Source organism: Micromonospora sp. LOL_014, from assembly GCF_048060245.1.
In the GTDB taxonomy this organism is placed as follows: Bacteria; Actinomycetota; Actinomycetes; order Mycobacteriales; family Micromonosporaceae; genus Micromonospora_E.
The window spans coordinates 1-21,847 of the sequence record NZ_JBHMIP010000004.1 but is presented as its reverse complement, the minus strand read 5'-3'; the positions used below and the strand labels follow the sequence as shown (position 1 = coordinate 21,847).

Genomic DNA, 21,847 nt, shown 5'->3' with positions numbered 1-21,847 from the left:
GCAGGTCGCAGGTCGCTACTCGGTGGCGGGCACGGCGTCGGGTGCCGGCACCGGCCGCTCGTCGTCGCCGGCGGGCAGCCGGTCGCAGAGCATGCCGGTCAGCGCGCCCGACGTGCCGTACGTCCACAGCAGGGTCGGCGACAGCTTCAGGTCGAAGGCCGCCTCCAGTCGGTTGCGCAGTTCCAGACTCATCAGCGAGTCCAAGCCGAGCGCCTTGAACGGGGTGTCCCGGTCAATCACCGTCGGGTCGATCCGCAGCACCCGGCCGGTGAGTTCCCGTACCTTGGCCTCGACCAGCGGGGCCCGGTCGTCGGCCGGGGTGTTGCGCAGCTGGTCGAGGAACTGCCCGCCATCACCGCCGGCCACTGCCGCTGCCCGGCCAGCACGCAGCTCCTGCCAGCTGGGCAGCGCAGCGGTGTCCGGGTAGGCGTCGAACCACTGCCGCAGATTGAGCGGCAGGTAGCCGACGACCGTGGCGTCGGTGGTCAGCAGTCGGGTCAACGCCGGCCAGGCCTGCTCGGCGGGGAAGCTGCCCATGCCGCGTTCTGCCAGCCGGTCACCCCGGTTGCCGTCCCGGGCGGCGAGCCCGACCCCGGCGAACGGCCCCCACTGCACCGACAACGCGGCGAGCCCGCGTCGGCGACGGTACTCAGCGAGCCCGTCGAGGTACGCGTTCGCGGCCGCGTACGCTGCCTGCCCGGCGTTGCCGACCAGCGCGGCGGCCGAACTGAACAGGACGAACAGGTCCAGCGAATCGGTGCCGGTGAGGGCGTTCAGGTGCCGGGCCCCGTCGACCTTGGGAGCGACTACCCGGTCGAGCTGTCCGCTGTGCAGCGTGGCGATGGTGGCGTCGTCCAGCACGCCGGCTGCGTGTACCACCCCGCGTAGCGGCGGCAGGTCGGCGCGTACCTGGGCGAGCACGTCGGCCAGCGCGGTCTGGTCGGCGACGTCGACCTGATAGGTGCGTACCTGGACGCCGCCGTGCCGGACCGCGTCGATGCGCGCGGCGGCGTCGGCGTCCGGGGCTGAGCGGCCGAGCAGCGCGATCGCCCCGCCGCCGGCGGCGGCGACGAACTCCGCCAGGGACAGCCCCAGCGCGCCGAGGCCACCGGTGATCAGGTAGGTGCCGTCGTCGCGGAACCGGCCGTCGGGCAGCGGCTCGGGCGCCACCGACGCGACGCTGTCCGGCCGGCTGAGCACGAACTTGCCGATGTGCCGCCCCTGCGACATTTCCCGGAGCGCCTCGGCGGCCTGGTCGAACGGGTAGTCGATCACCGGAAGCCGGCCGAGCTGGCCGGTGCGGACCAGCTCCCACACCTGCCCGAACTGTTCGGAGAACCGGGCCGGCCGGCGTTGCATCAGACCGGCCACGTCGACCGAGGCAAGCGAGATTCCCTTGCGGAACGCGCTCAACGAGATGGTGCGGTCGGCGTAGATGTCCATTTTGCCGACCTCGATGAACCGGCCATCCTCGGCCAGCACGTCCAGGCCACGGGTGAGCGCCGCCCCGGTCAGCGAGTTGAGGATCACGTCGCAGCCGCGTCCGTCGGTCGCGGTTAAAACCTGCTCGGCCCAGGACAGGTCGCGGGAGTCGAACACGTGCCGGATGCCGAGCCGGCGCAGGTGTTCCCGTTTGCTCTCGGTGCCGGCGGTGGCGATCACCTCGGCACCAAGGTGCCGGGCGACGGCGATCGCGGCCAACCCCAGCCCGCCAGCGGCCGAGTGCACCAGGACGGCGTCGCCGGGGCCGGTTCGGCCCAGCTCGGCGAGCCCGTACCAGGCGGTCACCCCGACCAGTGGCAGCGCCGCCGCGTCCTCGTCGGACAGCTCCGGCGGGATCAGCCGGACCCGGCCGATGTTGACGGTGACGTGCGAGGCCAGGGCACCGAAGACGCAGGCGACCACCCGGTTCCCGACGGCGAGGCCGGTCACCCCGGCACCCACTGCGGTGACCCGGCCGGCACACTCGCCGCCGAGCAGCCCGGCCCCGACTGGGTCGGGGTAGGTGCCGACGGCCTTCATCACGTCGATGAAGTTCAGCGCCGCAGCGGTGACCTCGACCTCGACCTCACCGGGGCCGGGGCGGCGGCGGCGTAGTGGGCGGAACTCCAGGCCGTCCCAGCCGCCTGCGCGGGCCGGGATGAGCCGGAACGGCTGACGCGGGGTACGCCAGCGCGGCCGCGTACCAACGGCGACCCCGTCCAGGTTGGCCCGGCCGGTGGCCAGGATGCGGCCGACGTACCGGCCGTCGGGGCGCAGCACCACCTGGTCGTCGCCGTCGGCCGCACCGAGCTCGGCGACCAGCGCGGCGGCGGTGTCGGTCGGCTGAGTGCCGGCGGAACCTGCGGTGCCGGCCGTTCCGGGTAGATCGATGACGGTCGCGGCAAGCTCCGGGTGCTCCCGACGCAGCACCCGGGCGAAACCCCAGAACAGGGCGGCGCCCGGGTCCGGCTGGTCGGTCGCCGTCGCGGTCTGGGCGTCCACGGTGACCAGCACCAGTCGGGGCGGCGCCGGGCGGGTCAGGCAGGCCCGGACCAGGTCCGCCAGCCCGACGAGGGCCTGCCGCTGGCGGTCCAGGCCGGCCGAGGCGGGCGGTGCCAGATAGACCAGGCCGGTCAGGTCGCCGTCGCGTACCGCGTCGACGTCGTCGGCGGACGGCACGCCCACCTCGGCGCCGACCCGGCGTAGCTCGGCCGCGATGTCGGCGACGAGGCCGGCGGCGGGGCTGTCGCCGGGGGTGGTGCCGGCGGCGGTGTCACCGGAGCCGACGATCAGCCAGCGGCCGTCGGGCGCACCCGGCTGCTGCACCGGTCGTGGCAGGAACCGCAGTTGGTGCAGCAGCCCGCCGTCGGGATCGGCCGGCCCGGACACGTCCAGCTCCTGCAACGTCAGCCGGTGCAGGCTGAGCAGCGGGGTCCGATCTGCGTCGTAGAGGTGCACGTCGTACCGGCCGTCGTCGTGACGGAACACGTACGACCAGGCCGCGACGGTCGGCTCGGCGAGTTCGCCGTGCACATCGATCCGGTCCACCCCGGTCGGTACCACGGTCGCCGGGCCGGCGTGCAGTGCCAGACTGACCTGCAGCGCCGCGTCCAGCAGCGCCGGGTGTAGCGGGTACGCCGCCGCCCCGGCCCGGCACCGGGCGGGCAGCGCCAGCTCGGCGAGTGCCCAGTCGGCGCCGTGGCGTAGCCGCCGGATCCCCTGGAAGGCCGGCCCGTAGCGCAGTCCGCGCTGGTGGCAGCCGGCGTAGAAGGTCTCCGGGTCGACCTCGGTCGCCGGGTCGGCGAGCCGCTGCCCGGGGAACTCCACCGGGCCCGCCGCCCCGGTCGCGTGCCGGACCTGGGCGGTGGCGTGCCGGAACCAGCTGGTGCCGTCGGAGCCGAGCGACTGCAGCACGAACGAACCGCCCTCGGTCACGTCGTCGCGCCACAGCAGGCCGAGCCGGGCCGGTCCGTCGGCCAGCGTCGAATTACTGTGGAAGGTGGTTCGGTGCAGGCTGGCCGGCAGCCGGCCGGTACGGGCCCGGCCGGCGCCGAGGCCGAGCACGATCATCGCGGCACCGGGCACCACGACCGCGTCGTGCACCCGGTGGTCATCGAGCCAGGGCTGGTCGTCGATGCCGAGTTCCAGTTCCGCCTGCCACAGGTCGGTCTCCGACGGGGACGGCACCAGGGTGATCTCGGTTCCGGCGGTACGGGAGCGCCGTCGGGCGGCCGGCGGCCAGTGCGTCGACCGCTGCCACGGGTAGCCGGGCAGGTCGACGCCGAACCCGTCGGGCAGCCCGGCGAACGGGGCCAGCCCGGCGACGTAGCTGCGGCCGAACGCGGCAGCCAGGTCGGCCGGGGTGCCCTGGTCTCGGCGCAGGGTGGACAGCACCCGTGGCGGCTCCGGCCGGGCCGCCGCGAGCTGCTCCAGCGCCGGTACCAGCACCGGGTGCGGGCTGATCTCCACGACGTGGGTGACGCCGTCGTCGAACAGTCGGCCCATCGTGTCGTGGAACTGCACGGGCTGGCGCAGGTTGTCCACCCAGTAGCGGGCGTCCATCTCCGGCCCGGCCAGCGGGGCGACCCGGACCGTGGACATCAGCTCGACCTCGCCCTGACCGGGCCGCAGCTCGTGCAGCGCGGCGAGCAGGTCGTCGGTGAGCGCGTCCATCTGCGGGCTGTGTGAGGCGTAGTCGACGTCGACCAGCCGGCAGAAGACCTCGTCGGCGTCGAGCAGCTCCTTGAGGGTGAGCACCGCCTCGGTCTCGCCGGACAGTACGCACGAGCTGGGACCGTTGTGCACCGCCAGGGAGACCAGCTCCTCGAAGCCGGCGAGCGCGTCGAGCGCCGCTTCCCGGTCCAGCGAGACGGCGAGCATCCGGCCGTTACCGGAGGTACGCAGTGCCAGTGCGCTGCGCCGGGCCACCACCATTGCGGCGTCGGAGTAGCTGAGGATGCCGGCTACCGTGGCGGCGGCGACCTCGCCCTGGCTGTGCCCGACGACCACGTCCGGCACGACGCCGGTGGCCCGCCACAGCTCGGCCAGCCCGACCGAGGCGGCCCACAGGGTCGGCTGCAGCATGTCCACCTGGGACAGCCAGCCGTCCCCGGCGGCGCCGGAGACCACCTGGGTGAGGTCCCAGTCGACGTACGGCCGCAGCGCGTCGGCGCACCGGTCGATGACCTTCGCGAACGTCGGCACCTCGGCGTAGAGCCGTTGCCCCATGGCCGCCCACTGGGCACCCTGCCCGGGGAAGACGAACGCGGTCCGGCAGGCGGTGTCGGCCCGGCCGGCGGTGATCCCGGCGAGGTCCGCCTGTGGGTCGTCCAGATGGGCGTCGATCAGCGCCACGGCCGATTCGGCGTCAGCCGCGACCACGGCGGTACGCAGCGGGAAGTGGTCGCGGCGGTGCGCCAGCGCACCGGCGAGTCGCTGCGGCTCGGCCCCGGCGGCGAGCCGGTCACGCAGGTCACGCAGGCGCTGGGTCAGGGCCTGGTTGGTGTGCGCGGAGACCGGCAGGACGGCCGGCACCCCCGGCCCGGTCGCGGCGGTGGCCGGCGCTGGGCGGCGGTTCGTGCCGGCCGGCGGGTCGGCGACCACGACGTGGGCGTTCGTGCCTCCCCAGCCGAACGAGTTGACACCGAGGCAGACCGCCTCGTCGACCGGCAGTGGCAGCGGTTCGCGGACCAGCCGCAGGTTGAGGCCGGTGAAGTCGATGGCGGGGTTGAGCTCGGTGGAGTGCAGGCTGGGCGGCACCACCCGGTGTTCGAGGGCGAGCAGCACCTTGACCAGGCCGGCGAGCCCGGCGGCGGCCTCGGCGTGCCCGATGTTGGTCTTCACCGAGCCGATGGCCAACGGAGCACCCACCTGACCGCCGTCACCGTCCCGACTGCCGGTACCGGCGCGGGCGCCGGCCCGGCCGAGGACCCGGCCGATGGCGCCGGCCTCGATCGGGTCGCCCCGGCCGGTGCCGGTGCCGTGCGCCTCGACGTAGCGCAGCCGGTCGACCACGCCGTCCAGCCCCTGGTACGCCCGGCGCAGCAGGTCCTCCTGACCGGCCGGGTTCGGGGTCACCAGGCTCTCCCCGCCGCCGTCGTTGTTCACCACGGTGCGCACGATGACGCCGCGGATCCGGTCGCCGTCGGCGATCGCCCGGTCGAGCCGCTTGAGCATCAGCGCCGAGACGCACTCGGCCCGGACGAACCCGTCGGCGGTGGCCGAGAACGCCTTGCACCGACCCTCCGGGGAGAGCCCACCGAAGGCGGTCAGCCCGATCGACACGTCGGGGGCGAGGATCAGGTTGACCCCGCCGACCAGCGCCGCGTCAGTCTCGCCGGCCCGCAATGCCTGACCGGCCAGGTGCAACGCCACCAGCGACGACGAACACCCGGTCTCGACGACCAGTGACGGCCCGGTCAGTCGCAGGAAGTACGAGACCCGGGCGGCGATCACGTCCAGGGCGTTGCCGACCGCGCTGTGCGTGGTGGCCCCCAGGCCGCGTTCCTTGCGCAGGATCTCGTAGTCGTGCCAGGAAGCTCCTACGTAGACCCCAGTACGGGAGCCGCGCAGTCCGGCCGCCGGCTGACCGGCGTCCTCCAGGGTCCGCCAGACGGTCTCCAGCATCAGCCGCTGCTGCGGGTCGATGTCCTCGGCCTCCCGGGGGGAGATCCCGAAGAAGCCGGGGTCGAACAGGTCGACTTCGTCGACGAATCCGCCGACGTCCTGAACGTGCCGTTCCGGGTCGAGCTGGGCGCTGGCGTCCCACCGGTCGCCGGGCACCGGGGCGATCGCGTCGCTCCGGTCGCGGAGCAGCCGCCAGAAGCTGTCCACGTCCGGTGCCTGGGGAAACCGGCCGGCCATGCCGACGACCGCGATGAGCTGGGTCGGGTCGGTGCCGTCGTTGTCGAACATAGCGAGACCGCCTCGGGAGACAGGGGTGCGGGAACAGGTCGGGTCTGATGTGGTACGGGTTGGGCGAGGTCAGTCGCCGGTGCCCACTGCGGGTCCGGTCCGGACGTCCTCGGCGAGATCCGCCGGGTCGATCTGATGCGGCGCGTTGAGCACGCTGCCAAAGATCCGGTACTTCAACGGCAGCACGTCGAGGGTCCGGTAGCGGGCCCGACGCAGCAGCACCCCGACGGTGCCGCCCTGAGCCAGAGCGGACTCCTGGATCCGTTGGAACCGGGTGACGAACGCCTTGTGCCGCTGCCGTTGCGTGACGAAGTCGGCGGTGTCGGCGGCGGTGACGACCGGGCCCCGGTCCGCTGCCAGCGCGGCGGCGATCACCGGGGCCAGGCAGACCGCGTCCTGGATGGCCACGTTCACGCCCTGGCCGAGGATCGGTGTGCAGGTGTGCGAGGCGTCGCCGACCAGGATCAGCCCGTCTCGGCTCCACTGCGGCACCTCGGCGGTGAAGATCTCCAGAAACGAGGTGTCGTCCCAGGTCCGCAGGTGTTGCTGGACAAGCGGAGCGAGCCGGGGGTCGAGGGCGGCCACCACCGAACGGAACGCGTCGAAGCCGGCCTTGCGCAGCGCGCCGAGACTGCGTTTCGGCAGGTTGGTGCCGATCCGCAGCGAGTCGGGGAAGGTGGGCAGTACCACCAGGTGCCGGTCCCGGTTGATCACCAGCTCGGCCTGTTGCCCCCACTGCGGCGGCCGGGGCAGCCGGAACGACAGAAAGTCGCGGGCCATCTGCTGCACGTCGGCGGTGAACCCGGCGGCGTGCCGCACCTTGGAGAACCGTCCGTCGGCGCCCACCACGAGCCGGGCCCGGACCTCGACCGACGAGCCGTCGCGGCGGCGCAGCCAGGCACCGCGGATCGCACCGTCCTGCTCGACCAACCGGGTGAAGGTGGTCCCGAACTGGTAGTCGAACCCGCGATGTTGCTGCCCGGCGTCGATGAAGATCTTGATCAGGGCGGGCTGCGGGATGTCGATCGGCACCTCGCCGACGCCGAAGCGGCGGTAGTCGACGTGCATCACCCGCCGCCCCTCCATCCGCATGGTGACGCCCTCGGTCGGCAGGTAGCCGTGGCCGTCCAGCGCCGGGCCGAAGCCCAGCCGGCGCAGGGTCACCACCGACGGGGCGGCGATCGTCTCGCCGCGGAACTCGCGCTCCAGGCTGGTCTGCCGCTCGGCCACCAGCACGTCGATCCCGCGCCGGGCCAACAGGTGACCGAGCAGCGCGCCGGCCGGTCCGCCGCCGACGATCAGGACGTCGGTCCGCATCGTCTGGTCGCTCACCGGACCGGCCCTTCGACCGCCGGGACCGGTGCGACCAGCGCCGCCAGGTCGGCAACGGTGGTGGCGGCGGTGAACCGTTCGTAGTCCACCGACGCGCCGCTGCTGCGCTCCAGGTAGACCAGCACCCGCAGGGCGTTCACGGAGTCCCAGCCGTCGATCGCGGTCAGCGGGGTGTCGGCGGTGACCTGCTCGGACTCCAGGTCCAGCAGGTCCGCGAGGATGTCGGCGATCAGATCGACGCCGGAGTCAGGCCGGTCAGCGGACATCGAAGGGCTCCTCGTTGTTGGTGATCTCGATCCAGCCGGGCAGCTCGACGAGGTCGCCCAGTTCGTGGCGGAACTCGGCGGCACCCGCCGGCTCGGTGGCGTCGGCGGTGCGGTCGGCGTCGGCGGTGCGGTCGGTCGGGTCGGTCGGGTCCACGGGGTGGAAGCCGAGCCGTGGGTAGAAGTCGGCGAACCGGGCGTTGCGCTCGGTGCGGCGGAAGCTGCCGTGCACGGCCGGCACCCCCCGGGCGAGCGCGCTGCGCAGCACCAGGCCGACGATCGCTGCTTCCACGTCCCGGGAGAAGACCCGGCAGCTGAGGACAAGGTTGTCGATGCTCCAGGCACCGTCGGTGCGTCGGGTCAGGGCCAGCGCCGCGATCAGCCCGTTGTCACCGAACCGGTCGGTCAACCGGGCACCGTAGAAGGCCGTGGCACCGCCGGGCGTGTCGTCGCTGCCGGGCGCGCTGCCGCCGTCGGGTACCTCACCACCGTCGGATACGTCACCACCGCCGTCGCCCAGCTCGGCGGTGCCGTACCGGATCCCGGTCAGGTTGAACTGGTTGGTCTTGGCGAACAGCTGGGCGATCCGGCCCGCGTTGTGCCGGTCCAGCGGCTGCACGGTGAGCCGGGACTCCAGCCCGGCCAGGTAGTCGTCCAGGCTGCCGGCATCCCGGACCAGCTCCCGTCGGCGGGCGCTGGCCTGGTACATCGCGACCCGCTGCCGGTCCTCGTCGGTGAGGCTGAGCACGGTGAAGTCGCCCCGGGCGGCGAGGCGGTGGGCGTACCCGGCCGGCTCGCCCGGCAGGTCGACGGTGCCGACCTGCGGTGCGAGCCGGTGCATCAGGTCCCGCTCGGCCGGGTTGTCGTCGACGAACACCAGCGCGTCGAGACCGATGTTGAGCTCCTCGGCGATCGCCCGCAGGTTGTCCGGCTTCGGCTCCCAGTTGATCCGGGTGGCCACGAAGGCGTCCGGCCGGAGCACCATCTCGGGGTGCCGGGCCAGCGCCTCTACCGCGACGTCGTGGTCGTTCTTCGAGGCGACGGCGAGCAGTACGCCCTGCGCCGCCAGGTCCCGGGCCAGCTCCTGCAGTTCGGTGTGCGCCGAACCGGGGTAGCCGCCACCCACCGTGACGGCGTCCGGGCCGATGTCACCGACCACCCCGCTCCACAGCGTCTCGTCGAGGTCGAGCACCAGGCACTTGGCGGCCCGGCCGAGGTCAGCGGCGGCGATCCGGGCCAGCTCGTGGGCGAAGGCCGACAGATAGCCGGGGGAGTACGCGTGACCGGCGACGTGGCGCATCCGGTCGTCGGCGAACGTGCTCCCGGCCCGTTCGGCCAGGTCCGCCGTTGACAGGACGACCGTCGCCGGATGGTCGGCGGCGAGTTCGGCGATCGCGGCGTTCATCCGCGACCAGACCGCGTCGAGCCGGGCCTGGGCGGCGTAGCTGATCAGCCGGTGCCGGCGCAGCGGATGCAGCGGTACGGTGCCGAGCACGGTCAGCCCGCCGAGCACCTGCCGGCACGCGGTAAGCCAGGACGCCAGCTCGGCCGGGAACGCGGCGCACCGGGCGGCGATCTCGTCGACGTCGACCGGGTCGGCCAGCCCGGACAGTACGGCGGAGTCGTCGAGCAGCAGGGCGACGATCCGGGGCTGCAGCTCGGCGAGCTCCGGCGCGCCGGCGGCAACCTCCAGCCGCCACTGGTCGAAGCCGGCGGTGCGGATCTCGGGCAGCATCGCGTACCGCGCGCCGGCTGCGGTGAGCAGCGCCGGCAGCGGGTCGAGCGTGGCGCTGCCGAGCAGCGCGATCCGGGTCGGCGCCAGCTCGGCGCGCAGCTGGTCAGCGGCCCGGCGGCCGCGCAGCAGCGAGCCGGCGGCCTCCAGGTCGAGCGGGTCGGTGAGCCGGTCCAGGAGCGGCCGTAGCCGCCGGACGTCGCCGGCCGACCCGGCCCGGATCAGCGCCCGCAGCTCGGCCAGCGGCGGGCCGGCCGACGTCGGCGCGGAGACACTGTCAACGGACATCGTCGGCCTCCTCGGGCCGGTGCCGCAGCGCCATTCCGGTCAGCACCCACTTGGACGACTCGACGGTGGTGACCAGCAGCCGCCCGCCGACGCCGGTGCCCGAAGCGATCCGCCGCATCGCCCGGTTGAGCTGGATGAACGGCAGCGCGTTGCCGTTGTTGCCGGTGTCGGCGACGCAGCTGACCGCCTGCTCGGGCCGAACCCCGAGGTAGCGCCGGATCTTCTCGGTCATCACCCCGTTGAGCTGGGGGATCAGCAGGTGTTCGACGTCGTCGACGGGCCAGCCGGTGACCGCGACCAGCTCGTCGAGGATCGCCCGGGCGGCCTCCGGCACGTGCTGCTCGATCGCCTTGTAGTCCTCCTCGGACATTGCTTCGCGGACCGGTGCGCCGCGCGGACCGGCGACCGTCGGCGCGCCCTCCGCGCCGTACCAGCGGACGACCTGCGCCGGCGACCGGCCCTTGCCGACGGTCCGGGTGAACAGGTGCTCGACGACCAGTCCCGGCCCGTCGGTGCCGGCGTCCACCACCGCCGCGCCAGCGCCGTCGCCGAACAGCGCGAAGCTCACCATCTCGGCCGGCCGCAGCTGGGCGATCGCACCGTCCGACGGCCACAGGTTGCGGCAGGTGTCGGCCCCGATGACCAGGCCGCGCCGCAGCTCTCCGGCGGCGAGCAGGGCACGTGCCGTGTAGAGGCCCTGCAGGGCGCCGGCGCATCCCGAGGTGAGCTGGAAGGTCGGGATGTCGTTGAGTCCGAGCCGGTCGGCGACCAGGTTGACGGTGGCCGGCATCAGGTGGTCGGGCGACGCGGTGGTCAGGATGACGAAGTCGAGGTTGGCCGGGTCCAGACCGGACCGCAGCAGGGCCTGCTCGCCGGCGGCGGTGGCCAGGTCGCTGGTGGACCGGGGCACCCCGGGCGGGCCGTCCGGCCGACAGAAGTATCGGGTGCGGTTGCCGGTCATCGCGTCCAGCCACCGTTCGTGCAGGCCGAACCGGGCGGCCATGTCCGCGTTGGTGACCGGCTCGCCGGGAAGTACCTCACTGAGGGATACCAGTCGCACGGCTGCGTCCTTACGTCGGTTCATGCGGGTACGGGGATCGGGTTGCCGGCGGGTCAGGTTGCAATCTGCCGGCTACGGCGCCGGGGCCGGGTCAGCCGTACCGGCTGACGTCGTGGAAGAAGCCGGGCACGCTGTGCAGTCCGCCGGCCGCCGCGATGCTGTCGTAGACGTGCTTGGCGAGCACCAGGTCCAGCACTCCGAGCCCGAACGGGGAGAAGATCACCGGCTGGTCGGCGGGTACGTCGATCCGCCCGGTCAGCACGTCGTCCAGCGTGCCGGCGACGAACCGGCGGTGCCCCACCCGCTGCTCGGTCAGGTGCACCGAGGTGTCCGCCTTCATGCAGTGCTCGACGTCGTCGACCACGTTCGTCGAGGCGAGGATCAGCTCCGGGGACAGGTCACGCAGCGAGACGTGCAGCACCAGCGGATTGTGGGCGAGCAGCTGCGGATCGGACAGGTGGGGCCGGCCGGCGACGGTGGCGAAGACGATCAGCGGGTACGACCGGACCAGCTCTTCGGCGCTGCCGTACAGCTGGACGTCGTCGTGCCCGCCGCGGACCAGATGGTCGCGGAACCCGCCGGCGTGCTCGGCGGACAGGTCGTACAGCCCGACGCTGTCGAACTCGCACCCGTTGCCGACCAGGTAGGTGTGGATGTAGCGGGCGATCAGGCCGGTGCCGACGAAGCCGACCCGGCGCGGCACCCCGCCGCGGGCGGCGGACAGCCGCAGCGCGGCGGACGCGGCGGACGCGGCGGTCCGGGTCGCGCTGATGATCGACGACTCCAGGCAGGCGATCGGATACCCGGTCTCGTAGTCGTTGAGCACCAGCACGGCCGAGGCCCGGGGGATCCCGCCGGCGACGTTGTCCGGGAAGCTGGAGATCCACTTCATGCCGTGCACCTCGACCTTGCCCCGTACCGAAGCGGGCAGCGCGATGATCCGGCTGTTCGGGCGGTCCGGGAACCGCAGGAAGTACGAGTCCGGGTTGGTGGTTTCCCGGGCTCCGTGCAACCGGTACGCGGACTCAATCAGCTCGGTGACCTCCGGCTCACGTCCACTGATCGTGTCGTGCACCTGGGCGCCGGAGATGACGGCGAAGGGCGGAATCTCTGCCATGGGGGTGGTGTGCTCCGTCGTTTCGGGACCGCCGCGTCGTGGGCGGCGGTCGTCGGCGTACGACCGGCCGGGTCGGGCACCCGGCCGGTCGTCGGGTCCGGTCAGTCGGTCGAGCGCGCCGCCATCGCCCGGCGCAGACCGGCCGGGCGCAGATCGGTCCAGGTCTCGTCGACGTGTGCCGTGCACTCGTCCTCGGTGCCCTCGAATCCGGCCGGTCGCCACCCGCCGGGTGCCGGTCGGGCGGCAGGGAAGAGCCCGTACTGCTCCTCGTCGTTGACCAGCACGGCCCACCGCTCGACGGGTTCGCCACTCATGCCGGGGCCACCTGGTTGAGCCGTTCGTTGACCGCCTCGGTGAAACCGGCGAAGGTCGGGTTGCGGAACAGCAACTGGGTGGGCACCTTGACGCCACCCAGTTCGGCCCGCAGCCGGCTGGCGACCTGCATCGCGCTCAGCGAGTGACCGCCGATGTCGAAGAAGTCATCGGTGTCGCTGATCGTGTCGATCTTCAGAATCTCGCACCAGACGGTGCGTACCGTCTCGGCGGCGTCAACTGGCATCGGAGGCTCCTCGTCGTTGTCGGGTCCTGGTCCGTCCGGACCGGACGTCAGGCGGTTGATCAGTGCGCCCCGGTCGGCCTTGCCGCCGACGGTCAACGGGATCGTGTCGACCACCGTGTAGTTGCCCGGGCGCATCCAGGACGGCAGCTGGCTGGCGGCGTGTTCGCGTACCGCGGCCAGGCCGGCACCCGGGCGCAGCCGGACCACGGCGGACAGTTGGCCGCTGTCCACCTCCGGGTGGTACAGCACCACCGCGCGGGCGACCCCCGGATGGTCGGCGATCACCGCCTCGATCTCACCCAGCTCCACCCGGTGTCCCCGGATCTTGATCTGGTCGTCGGTGCGACCGATGTAGCGCAGCGTGCCGTCCGGCTGGCGGACCACCCGGTCACCGGTGCGGTACATCCGGGCACCGTCGTCGGCGCGTGAATCCGGGACGAACTTCGCCGCGGTCAGGCCCGGCCGTCCCGAGTAGCCGCGGGCCAGGTACGGGCCGGCGACGCACAGCTCGCCGGGGGTGCCGTCGGGCACCGGCGACAGCGTCGCGTCGACGATCCGGGCCTGCACCCCGGCCAGCGGGCGACCGATGTGCGGTGCCTCGCCCGGCACGATCGGGGTGCCGGCCACGTTCACCGCGGCCTCGGTTGGGCCGTACAGGTTCATTGCCGTCAGCACCCCGTCGGAGATCAACTGCTCCAGGGTGGCCCACAACGGCGGCGGCACCGCCTCACCGGCGATGAACAGCCGGAGGAACCGGTCCCTGGCGGCCACCGTGGCCAGCTCCTCGATCAGCATCTGGGCGTGCGACGGGGTCATGTCGGCCTCGCTGAGCCGGTGCTCGACCATGAACTCCGCGAACTCCTCCGCGTCGCGGCGCATGTCGTCGGTGAGCACACCGACCGTGTCGCCCCGCAACACCCGGACCCACTCCTGCACCGACGCGTCGAAGGCCACCGAGGCGTTCCAGGCCAACCGGGCACCGGGCGGGCCGAAGAAGCCGCCCTGCTCCATGCCGTTGAGGAAGCTGACCAGCGCCCGGTGGGAGATTTCCACTCCCTTGGGCCGGCCGGTCGACCCCGAGGTGAAGATGACGTACGCCAGGTTGTCCGGATGCAGCGGCACCGGCGCGGTACGCGGATGCGCGTCCCAGCCGATCCGGTCGAGGACCACCGGGTCGCCGACGCCGGTGTCCGGCACCGACCCGATCAGGTCGGCGTGGGTGATCGTGGTGACCAGGTCCGCGTCCCGGGCGATGCGGGCCAGCCGCTGCGCCGGCTGCTCCGGGTCGAACGGAACGTAGACGGCACCGGCCTTCAGGATGCCGAGGATCGCCACCAGCAGGTCGACCGACCGGGGCAGCAGCACCCCGACGGCGCGTTCCGGGCCGGCGCCCCGACCGGCCAGGATGCCGGCGAGTCGGTCACTGCGGTCGTCGAGCTGCGCGTAGCTGAGCCGGCCGTCGGTGGCGATCACCGCGTCCCGGTCCGGGTGGGCGGCGACCACCTCCTGGAACGCGGCGATCGCCGACCCGTGCCATTCCGGCCGGCCGCGCCGGTCAGCGGGCACCGCGGTGCGCGCTTGAACTGTCCGGGTCATCGGGTGGCCGCCTCCTGCTGCGCGGCGACCTGCGCCAGCAGCGCCTCGGTGTCCTGCAGCGGACCGGCCTCGGTCTGCAGCACCACCCGCCACCGGTCGTGGTCGCGCAGCCAGCAGGTGACGTGCACGAAGGTGATGGTGGTGTCGGCCGAGTCGAAGCGGACCACCTCGAGGATCTGGCCGCTGATGCAGTTCTGCACCACCGACTTGATCGGCGTGACGTGCAGCGTCCAGGTCGGCTCGTCGAAGTACTCGCGCAGAATGCGCCCCCACGCGTCCCGGTTCATCCCGACGGTCCCGTCGGCGCCGAGCCCGGTGGCGTTCTCGTTGATGAAGAACGAGATGAACTTGTCGTAGTCCCGCTCGGCGAACGCCCGGTCGAACTCCTCGCCGGCGACGGTCAGCTCGGCGACACAGCTGGGGCATCCCGCGTCACCGGCCTGGCCGGCGGTGAACGCGGTCTGCGGGGCGGCCGCACCGGCCAGCGGCGCCGCCTGCGGATCGATAACCGCGAGCTTCTCTCGCATCGTTACTCCTGTCTCGGTGTGGTCGGCGGTTGCGGGGTGTGCCGCATCAGCAGCAGCACCCCGTCGGGGCACATCGGGTCGGGGATCGTCCCGTCCGGCATGAAGCCCTCGGACGCGTACAGCGTCCGGCCCTTGGTGTTGTCCGGCTTGACGTCCAGCCAGACCTGGCGGGCGCCGTGGACCCGGTAGGCCCGGTCCACGGCGGCGCGGAACAGCCGGCGCCCGTATCCCGCGCCCCGGTGCCGGTGCGACACCACGATGCGGCGCAGTTCGACGACGCGGTCCGGCCGGCGCAGCCCGGCCAGCACGACGAAACCCACCACCGAGGTGCCGGCCTCGGCGACGATCTGTTCCTGGTCCGGATCGGCGTAGGCCCGCTCGTGGTAGGCCAGGCCGGTGATGCCGAGGTACCGGGTCGTCTCCGGCCCCTGCTCGATCCCGACCAGCGCGTCGAGTTCGTAGACGGTGGCCGGCCGGACGCCGAACTCGGTCGGGACATCCGTCGTGGGGGGTGCCACGGCGGTTACGGCTCGACCGGAGCGTCGGAGGCCTCCGCCATCGCGATGGCGATCCGGCGGCCACCGGTGAACGGCTCCCGACCGTGCGCGGTGAGCATGTTGTCGATCACCACGAGGTCGTCGGCCCGCCAGTCGAACCGGGTCAGCGCCGCGCGGTACGCCTCCTGCAGATGCTTCATCACGTCGTCGGGGATCCGCGCGCCGTCGCCGTAGTAGCTGTTCGTCGGCAGGTTCTCTTCGCCGTACATCTCCAGCATCTCCTCCTGGTAGACCTGCGGCAGGGTGCTGATGTGGAAGAACGTGGCGTGGTTGAACCAGACCGGTTCGCCGGTCACCGGGTGCGGGTGCACGGGCTCGCGGACCGCCCGGGTACGCAGCCCGTCGGTGCCGACCCATTCGACGTCGATGCCCTGGCTCCGGCAGTACCGCTCGACCTGCGAGCGGTCCTCGGTGTCGTAGAAGTACTGCCAGCTGCCGCCCATCTCACTGAACGTCCGCACGTACATCCACTTGCGCCGGATGAACTCCTCGGCCACCGACGGGTCGATGTGCCGATAGACCTCACGGACGTCGGCGAACGGGGTGGCGCCCTGGGTCTCGGCCGGCTGCAGACAGTAGAAGAACACCTTCATCGGCCACTGCGCCTGGTAGGAGCACTCGTTGTGCAGGAAGATCTCCTCGGTCGGCGGGTAGTCGGTCGAGGTGAAGACGTTGCCGGAGAGGCTGCTGCGCGGCGACGTCCGCTCGGTGTAGTCCAGCGGAGCGCCGGACAGCGCTCGGACCACGTCGTGCAGTCCGTCGACGCCACCCACCTCGAAGCCACGGAACATCGCCGCCCCGGTACGGGTGATGAGCGAACGGATCTCCGCCCGGTTCTCCTTGATGACGTCGAGAATCGACAGGCCGTTGTCCGGTTCGATGATTGCGGGGAGGCTCTGCCCCGGCAGTGTGGTTACCAACATGGTTTCCCCTTTGCTGATCAGTGCCGGCCGGCGGCGGCGATCCCGGACTCTTTCCACAGGTGTGACACGTCGCCGAAGTTCTGTTGAACCCACTGGTCGGAATAGATGGTGTTGAGGTAGCGTTCCCCGCGGTCGGGGAAGACGAGGACGCAGGTCGCACCGGCCGGAATGCGGTCGCGGAACCGTTCCAACGCTGAGATGACCCCGCCGGAGGATCCGCCGGCGAGAATTGCCTCCCGGGCCATCAGCCGGCGGCACCCGACGACGCAGTCGAGGTCGGAAACGTGCACCACCGGGTAGGTCTCGGCGGCGGCCAGCAGCGGCGGCCGGGCCGCCGCCCCGTGGCCCGGGATCAGCCGGTGCCGGCTCTCGTCACCGAAGATCGCACTGCCGACCGCGTCGACGGCGACCACCCGGGTGGACAGCGCCTGCTCCCGGACGTAGTCGAGAACCCCGGTCAACGTCCCACAGGTGCTGGTGGCACAGAAGATGAAGTCCGGCGGGGCCGGCAGAGCGGCGACGATTTCCCGCATCGTCCGGTGGTGCGCGGCCGGGTTGCGCGGGTTGGCGTACTGGTTCGGCCAGTAACCTTCCGGATGTTCGGCCAGCAGTTCGCGGACCCGGCGGATGCGTTCCGGCAAGTACTCGCCGGTGACCGGGTCGGGCCGGTCGATGATCTCGATTTCGGCCTGGAACGCCCGGAGGATCGCGATGTTCTGCGCAGTCGTCTTGGCGTCGACCACGCAGATGAAGCGCAGTCCGAAGTAGCGGCAGACCTGGGCGATGCCGATCGCCAGGTTGCCGGAGCTGGATTCGATGACCACCGAACGGTTCGGCACCAGTTCCGCCGCGTGGATCTTGTGGAGCAGCATGTTCAATGCGGTGCGGTCCTTGATGCTGCCGCCCGGATTCGCCAACTCCAGTTTCGCGAACACTCGCGCCGGAATATCCCGCAGCAGGCCGTTCAGCTCGACCAGCGGCGTATCCCCGATACATCCGAGAATCCCTTGCACGCTGCGTTGAACCCGTTGCTCGGTGCGTTGGGTCACGTTGCCCCCTCTGGTCGCGCCATTCGTGCCGACCGGTCGCCTCGGACCGCGTACGCATTGCGGTTCAGGCGTGAACGGCAACGAGTCTTGCCGGGGATGCTTGAGTGAACCTTGACGCTCTCGCAGGCCGGCGGTGCGGCCGGCGGTCCCAAGGTCCGCTCAAGCGCCGCCGGTTACGTTCGGCCAGCTTCGATCACCATCCCCGCGCCAACGGACATCGAGGATCGACGTGGAGACAACAGACCTGCGTACGCTTGTCGAAGAGCAACTGCGACTGTCGCACCGGCTGCGGGCGAGGATCCGCGAACTGGAAGCCGAGCGCGCGGCGCCCCTGGCCATCGTCGGAACGGCGCTGCGCTTCCCCGGCGGCGCGACCACCCCCGAGCAGTACTGGGAGTTGCTCACCGGCCCGACGTCCGGGCCGCAGCAGATCCCGACCGACCGACCGGGCCTACGCTCGGTGCACCACCCGGAGGTGGGCCGGCCCGGTCGTTCCTACGTGGAACGGGCCGGCTTCCTGGACGACGTGGCCAGCTTCGACCCAGACTTCTTCGGTATCTCGCAACGGGAGGCCGAGTCACTGGACCCGCAGCAGCGTCTGTTGCTGGAGACCTCGTGGGAGGCGCTGGAACGCGCCGGCGTCGCAGTCCGCCGTGCCGACCGGCTGGACGCCGGCGTCTTCGTCGGCCTGATGGCCGCCGAGTACGGCGAACGGTTCACCGACGCCGACCCGGACCGGCTCGACCCGTACTTCGGCACCGGCGGCGGGCACTGCTTCGCCGCCGGCCGGATCAGCTACGCGCTGGGATTGCGCGGCCCGGCGGTCACCCTCGACACCGCCTGCTCGTCGTCGCTGGTGGCGCTGCACTCCGCAGCCCGCAGCCTACGGTCGGGAGAGTGCCGGTACGCGCTGGTCGGCGGGGCGAATCTGATCTTCTCGCCGAGGCTGATGGTGTCGCTGTGCCAGAGTCGGGCGCTCGCCCCGGACGGCAGGTCCAAGCCGTTCACCGCCGCCGCCGACGGCTACGGCCGCGGCGAGGGTGTCGCCACGGTGGTGCTGATGCGGCTGGCCGACGCGGTCGCCGAGGGCCGGCCGGTGCTGGCGGTGGTGCGTGGCAGCGCGGTCAACCACGACGGTGCCTCGTCCGGCTTGACCGTGCCGAACGGCCCGGCCCAGCAGGAGGTGATCCGGGCCGCCCTGCGCGACGCCGGGGCCGATCCGGCCGACGTGAGCTACGTCGAGGCGCACGGCACCGGCACCGCGTTGGGTGACCCGATCGAGGTCGCCGCGCTCGACGCGGTGTACGGCCAGCGGCGGTCCGACGCCCGGCCCCGGCTGCTGGTGAGCAGCGTCAAGGCCCGACTGGGTCACCTGGAGGCGGCAGCCGGCCTGGCCGGGCTGATCAAGCTGGTGCTGATGCTGCGTCACGAGCGGATCGTGGCCGACGTGCCGGAGGCCGACGGGCCGCTGAATCCGCTCGTGTCGTGGGCGGACAGCCAGATCGAGATCCCGCGCCGGGCGGCCGACTGGTCCGGCGCCGGGCGGATCGCCGGGATCAGCGCGTTCGGGCTGAGCGGCACCAACGCGCACGTGATCGTCCAGGCGGCGGACCCGGCCCCGGCCCGGCCGTCGGACCCGACGGCCCAGCCGGGGCGTCCGGAGCTGCTGGTGCTGTCCGCCCGCAGCCCGCAGGCGCTGCAGGCGCTCGCCGCCTCGGTCGGCACCTACCTATTCCGCAGCGAACCGGCCGGGCTCTCCTCGGTCTGCCACACGCTGCGCGCCGGGCGGGCGCCGGTGGCGTACCGGCTGGCGGTGACCGGGACGTCGGCGCGCGACCTCGCCCGCAAGGTCAGTCTCGCTGTCGACGCCGCGCCGGAGCCGACCGGTCCACTGCCCGGTCCGGCCCTGGTGCTGCGCCCGTCGGCATCGGACGCGTTGGTCAAGGGGGTCGCGGCGATCGCCTCGGAGCTGCCGCTGTTGACCGACGAGGGCCGGGCACCGGAGCTCGACCCGGCAGGTTGGCTGACCGGGGCGCTGGCCCTGCTCGGCGTACCGACGGTCGTACGGGAACCGGACGCGGACGCTGCCGGCCCCGGAGCCGACCATGTCCACCCTGCTCTGCTGGACCTCGGCGGGCAGCGGGTGGCGTTGGTGCCGGCCGATCCGGACCGGGCGACCGCCGTGTTCCTCGACGCGCTGGCGGCGTTGTTCCGGGCCGGCGCCGACCTGCGGATGGACCGGCTGCGGGCACCGGACGCCCGGTTCGTCGGGGACCTACCGACCTATCCGTTCCAGCGACGCCGCTGCTGGGTGCCGGAGCCGGTCGCGCCGTCGCCATCCGCGCGCGACACCGGCGCCGCCGCACCGCGCAACGAAGTCAGGTCGCTGCCCCAGGACGCCGCCGGCCCGGCCCCGGATGCCGCCGATCAGGCCGCGGTGGAGCGCTTCCTACGTACGGAGCTGGCCGAGGTGCTGAAGGCGAACGGCGAGTTGGACCTGCGGCTGACCTTCGCCGAGCTGGGCGGCGACTCGTTCACCGCGATGCTGTTCCTCAGCCGGGTGCAGGAGTGCTACCAGCTCGACGGGTCCACCGCCGAGCTGGCCGTGGACGAGCCACTCACGGCGCTGCTCGCTGGCCTGGCCCGGGACGTCGCCAGCGCGGCGGTGCGGGGATGAGCCGGTTCGTCCGGCCCCGCCCGGCCGGTGACGCCACCCTGCGTTTCATCGCCTTTCACCACGCCGGTGGATCCGCCGCTGGCTACCACCCGTTGGCCAGGGAACTGCCGCCGGACTGGGAGGTGCTGTTGCTGGATCTGCCGGGGCGGGGCCGGCGGTACGCCGAACCGCTGCTGCGGGCGATGACCGCCGTCGTCGACGAGGCGACCCGAGCGGTGTCACCGCACGCCGATCGACCGTACGTGCTGTTCGGGCACAGCATGGGTGCGGTCGTCGCGGTCGAGGTCGGGCGCCGGTTGTCGACGGTCGGCGCGGCGCCGCTGTGGGTGGGGGTGTCCGGGCGGGCGGCCCCGACGACGCCCACCCCGCCGGTGCCCGGTCTCGGTCGGCTCGGCGACCTGGCGGACACTGAGCTGCTGGAGGTCCTGCTGGGCCTCGGTGGCACGCCACACCGGCTGCTCAAGCTGCCGGAGATGCGGGAGCAGTTTCTCCGGGTCGCGCGTGCCGATCTGCAGGCGGTCGACTCGTACCGGCCCGAGGCGGACCGCTCGCCGCTGTCCTGCCCGCTGACCGTGTTCAGCGGGCTGACCGACTCCTGGGCGCCGCTGGACTGCCTGCCGGCCTGGCAGGTGGAGACCGCTCACCAGCTGCGTCAGTGCTTCTTCCCAGGTGGACACTTCTACTTTCACGGTACGGCGTACCCGCACCTCGCCCGGGAGATCCGTACCGAGGTGACGGCCGTGCGGGGCGCGACCGAGCAACGGCATGAGTTCTTCACGGTCGGCAGGTGATGGCGTCACTGGATCCGTGCCCCGATCCGTCGCAGACTGTTTTCAATGAGTGGCCAAGTCTGATGGCGAATTGGGGAACGAGTCATGCGAATCAACCTGCTCGGACCATTGCAGGCGATAATTGGCCAGACGTCGATCGTGCCCTCTGCGGCCAAACCGTGCCAGATTCTGGCACTGTTGGCCCTGAACGGCGACCGGCTGGTCACCAAATTCGCGATCTTTGAAGAACTCTGGGAGAACAACCCACCACACAGCGCCACGACCACCCTGCACACCTACATTCACCAGCTCCGGCGGCAGATCAGCGTGGCGATGGCCGGCGACCCGTCGGGTGATTCCCGTGGCGTTCTGGTGACCGAACGTGGTGGCTATTCGCTGCGAGTGTCCGGCGGCCTCACCGACGTGCAGGAGTTCCAACGGTTGGGCCGGGCCGGCAGTGAGGCGTTCGAGCGGCGTGACTATCACGCCGCGAGCAGCCGGCTCCGCGACGCCCTCGCGCTGTGGCGGGCACCGATGCTGTCGGACATCCAGCTCGGACCGCAGTTGGCCATGCATGCGCTGTCCCTCGGTGATCTGCGGCTCGCCGCGCTGGACCGGCGGATCGAGGCCGACTTGCGGCTGGGCCGGCACTTGGAGGTGCTGGGGGAGCTGCGTACCCTCACCGCGCAGCATCCGCTCAACGAGAGCTTCGCCGCCCACTACATGGCGGCGCTCTACCTGTCCGGTGACGTCGGTACGGCGCTCGGGGAGTTCCGCCGGATCCGTACGCTGCTCGTCGATGAGCTGGGTGTCGAGCCGGCGCGTCGGCTGCACGAGCTGCAGCAGGTGATCCTCAGCGGAGGCGTTCCGTTGCCGGGGCGTGACATGGTCGGCGTGGCGTAGTCGGTAGATCCACTACGACCGATGGGTCCGGGCCAGGGCTGTTGCGTAGTCGGTTGAGGGGCTCTTGAGCTGGGGTTTTCGATGGGATTCGGCGAGTT

At 72.1% G+C, this 21,847-nt stretch carries 15 protein-coding genes; 3 read left to right on the top strand and 12 right to left on the bottom strand.

Annotation, left to right across the window (positions count from 1 at the left end):
* Positions 1–15: 15 nt before the first annotated feature.
* The 12 genes from ACFHW1_RS04765 to sbnA form a co-directional block, all read right to left on the bottom strand.
* Positions 16–6,396, bottom strand: coding sequence for an SDR family NAD(P)-dependent oxidoreductase (locus ACFHW1_RS04765; RefSeq protein ID WP_416614876.1), 6,381 nt, complete (start codon positions 6,394–6,396; stop codon positions 16–18).
* 69 nt (positions 6,397–6,465) lie between these two features.
* On the bottom strand, positions 6,466–7,728 hold the full coding sequence (locus tag ACFHW1_RS04760) for an FAD-dependent monooxygenase (RefSeq protein WP_416614874.1): 1,263 nt from the start codon (positions 7,726–7,728) through the stop codon (positions 6,466–6,468).
* Complete coding sequence (locus ACFHW1_RS04755; RefSeq protein WP_416568973.1) at positions 7,725–7,994, bottom strand: acyl carrier protein; 270 nt, start codon at positions 7,992–7,994, stop codon at positions 7,725–7,727. Before ACFHW1_RS04755 ends, ACFHW1_RS04760 begins: the two co-directional genes overlap by 4 nt.
* Complete coding sequence (locus ACFHW1_RS04750; protein ID WP_416568972.1) at positions 7,984–10,011, bottom strand: HAD-IIIC family phosphatase; 2,028 nt, start codon at positions 10,009–10,011, stop codon at positions 7,984–7,986. The genes ACFHW1_RS04755 and ACFHW1_RS04750 overlap by 11 nt, the downstream gene beginning before the upstream one ends.
* The gene (locus tag ACFHW1_RS04745; protein WP_416614872.1) at positions 10,001–11,071 is read right to left on the bottom strand and encodes a 3-oxoacyl-ACP synthase III family protein; all 1,071 of its coding nucleotides are present in this window, start codon (positions 11,069–11,071) and stop codon (positions 10,001–10,003) included. The genes ACFHW1_RS04750 and ACFHW1_RS04745 overlap by 11 nt, the downstream gene beginning before the upstream one ends.
* Before the next feature lie 91 nt (positions 11,072–11,162).
* Positions 11,163–12,188 (bottom strand): 2,3-diaminopropionate biosynthesis protein SbnB, encoded by a 1,026-nt coding sequence (gene sbnB, locus ACFHW1_RS04740; RefSeq protein WP_416568970.1) that lies wholly within the window; start codon positions 12,186–12,188, stop codon positions 11,163–11,165.
* Positions 12,189–12,289: 101 nt separating this feature from the next.
* Positions 12,290–12,502, bottom strand: a complete 213-nt coding sequence (locus ACFHW1_RS04735; protein ID WP_416568969.1) for an MbtH family protein — start codon at positions 12,500–12,502, stop codon at positions 12,290–12,292.
* Positions 12,499–14,343, bottom strand: a complete 1,845-nt coding sequence (locus ACFHW1_RS04730; protein ID WP_416568968.1) for a non-ribosomal peptide synthetase — start codon at positions 14,341–14,343, stop codon at positions 12,499–12,501. Before ACFHW1_RS04730 ends, ACFHW1_RS04735 begins: the two co-directional genes overlap by 4 nt.
* Positions 14,340–14,870: a hypothetical protein gene (locus ACFHW1_RS04725; protein WP_416568967.1), complete on the bottom strand. Its 531-nt coding sequence runs from the start codon at positions 14,868–14,870 to the stop codon at positions 14,340–14,342. Before ACFHW1_RS04725 ends, ACFHW1_RS04730 begins: the two co-directional genes overlap by 4 nt.
* Positions 14,871–14,872: 2 nt before the next feature.
* Positions 14,873–15,388, bottom strand: coding sequence for a GNAT family N-acetyltransferase (locus ACFHW1_RS04720; protein WP_416568966.1), 516 nt, complete (start codon positions 15,386–15,388; stop codon positions 14,873–14,875).
* Positions 15,389–15,393: 5 nt separating this feature from the next.
* Positions 15,394–16,350 carry a TauD/TfdA family dioxygenase gene (locus ACFHW1_RS04715; protein WP_416568965.1) on the bottom strand — a complete coding sequence of 319 codons (957 nt, stop codon included), beginning with the start codon at positions 16,348–16,350 and terminating at the stop codon, positions 15,394–15,396.
* A 17-nt stretch (positions 16,351–16,367) separates the two neighbouring features.
* Entirely contained in the window at positions 16,368–17,354 is a 987-nt protein-coding gene (sbnA, locus tag ACFHW1_RS04710) for a 2,3-diaminopropionate biosynthesis protein SbnA (RefSeq protein WP_416568989.1), read from the bottom strand.
* Positions 17,355–17,628: 274 nt separating this feature from the next.
* Here sbnA and ACFHW1_RS04705 point away from each other — a divergent pair, with 274 nt between their 5' ends.
* The 3 genes from ACFHW1_RS04705 (at position 17,629) to ACFHW1_RS04695 (ending at position 21,749) form a co-directional block, all read left to right on the top strand.
* Entirely contained in the window at positions 17,629–20,076 is a 2,448-nt protein-coding gene (locus ACFHW1_RS04705) for a beta-ketoacyl synthase N-terminal-like domain-containing protein (RefSeq protein ID WP_416568964.1), read from the top strand.
* Positions 20,073–20,867 carry a thioesterase II family protein gene (locus tag ACFHW1_RS04700; RefSeq protein WP_416568963.1) on the top strand — a complete coding sequence of 265 codons (795 nt, stop codon included), beginning with the start codon at positions 20,073–20,075 and terminating at the stop codon, positions 20,865–20,867. The genes ACFHW1_RS04705 and ACFHW1_RS04700 overlap by 4 nt, the downstream gene beginning before the upstream one ends.
* Positions 20,868–20,951: 84 nt before the next feature.
* Positions 20,952–21,749: an AfsR/SARP family transcriptional regulator gene (locus ACFHW1_RS04695; RefSeq protein ID WP_416568962.1), complete on the top strand. Its 798-nt coding sequence runs from the start codon at positions 20,952–20,954 to the stop codon at positions 21,747–21,749.
* Positions 21,750–21,847 lie beyond the last annotated feature (98 nt).

Bases quoted from the DNA above. Each gene is read 5' to 3' on its own strand.
- ACFHW1_RS04765 (WP_416614876.1), bottom strand. From the start codon at position 6,396: ATGTTCGACAACGACGGCACCGACCCGACCCAGCTCATCGCGGTCGTC.
- ACFHW1_RS04755 (WP_416568973.1), bottom strand. From the start codon at position 7,994: ATGTCCGCTGACCGGCCTGACTCCGGCGTCGATCTGATCGCCGACATC.
- ACFHW1_RS04750 (WP_416568972.1), bottom strand. From the start codon at position 10,011: ATGTCCGTTGACAGTGTCTCCGCGCCGACGTCGGCCGGCCCGCCGCTG.
- sbnB (WP_416568970.1), bottom strand. From the start codon at position 12,188: ATGGCAGAGATTCCGCCCTTCGCCGTCATCTCCGGCGCCCAGGTGCAC.
- ACFHW1_RS04735 (WP_416568969.1), bottom strand. From the start codon at position 12,502: ATGAGTGGCGAACCCGTCGAGCGGTGGGCCGTGCTGGTCAACGACGAG.
- ACFHW1_RS04730 (WP_416568968.1), bottom strand. From the start codon at position 14,343: ATGACCCGGACAGTTCAAGCGCGCACCGCGGTGCCCGCTGACCGGCGC.
- ACFHW1_RS04725 (WP_416568967.1), bottom strand. From the start codon at position 14,870: ATGCGAGAGAAGCTCGCGGTTATCGATCCGCAGGCGGCGCCGCTGGCC.
- ACFHW1_RS04715 (WP_416568965.1), bottom strand. From the start codon at position 16,350: ATGTTGGTAACCACACTGCCGGGGCAGAGCCTCCCCGCAATCATCGAA.
- ACFHW1_RS04700 (WP_416568963.1), top strand. From the start codon at position 20,073: ATGAGCCGGTTCGTCCGGCCCCGCCCGGCCGGTGACGCCACCCTGCGT.
- ACFHW1_RS04695 (WP_416568962.1), top strand. From the start codon at position 20,952: ATGCGAATCAACCTGCTCGGACCATTGCAGGCGATAATTGGCCAGACG.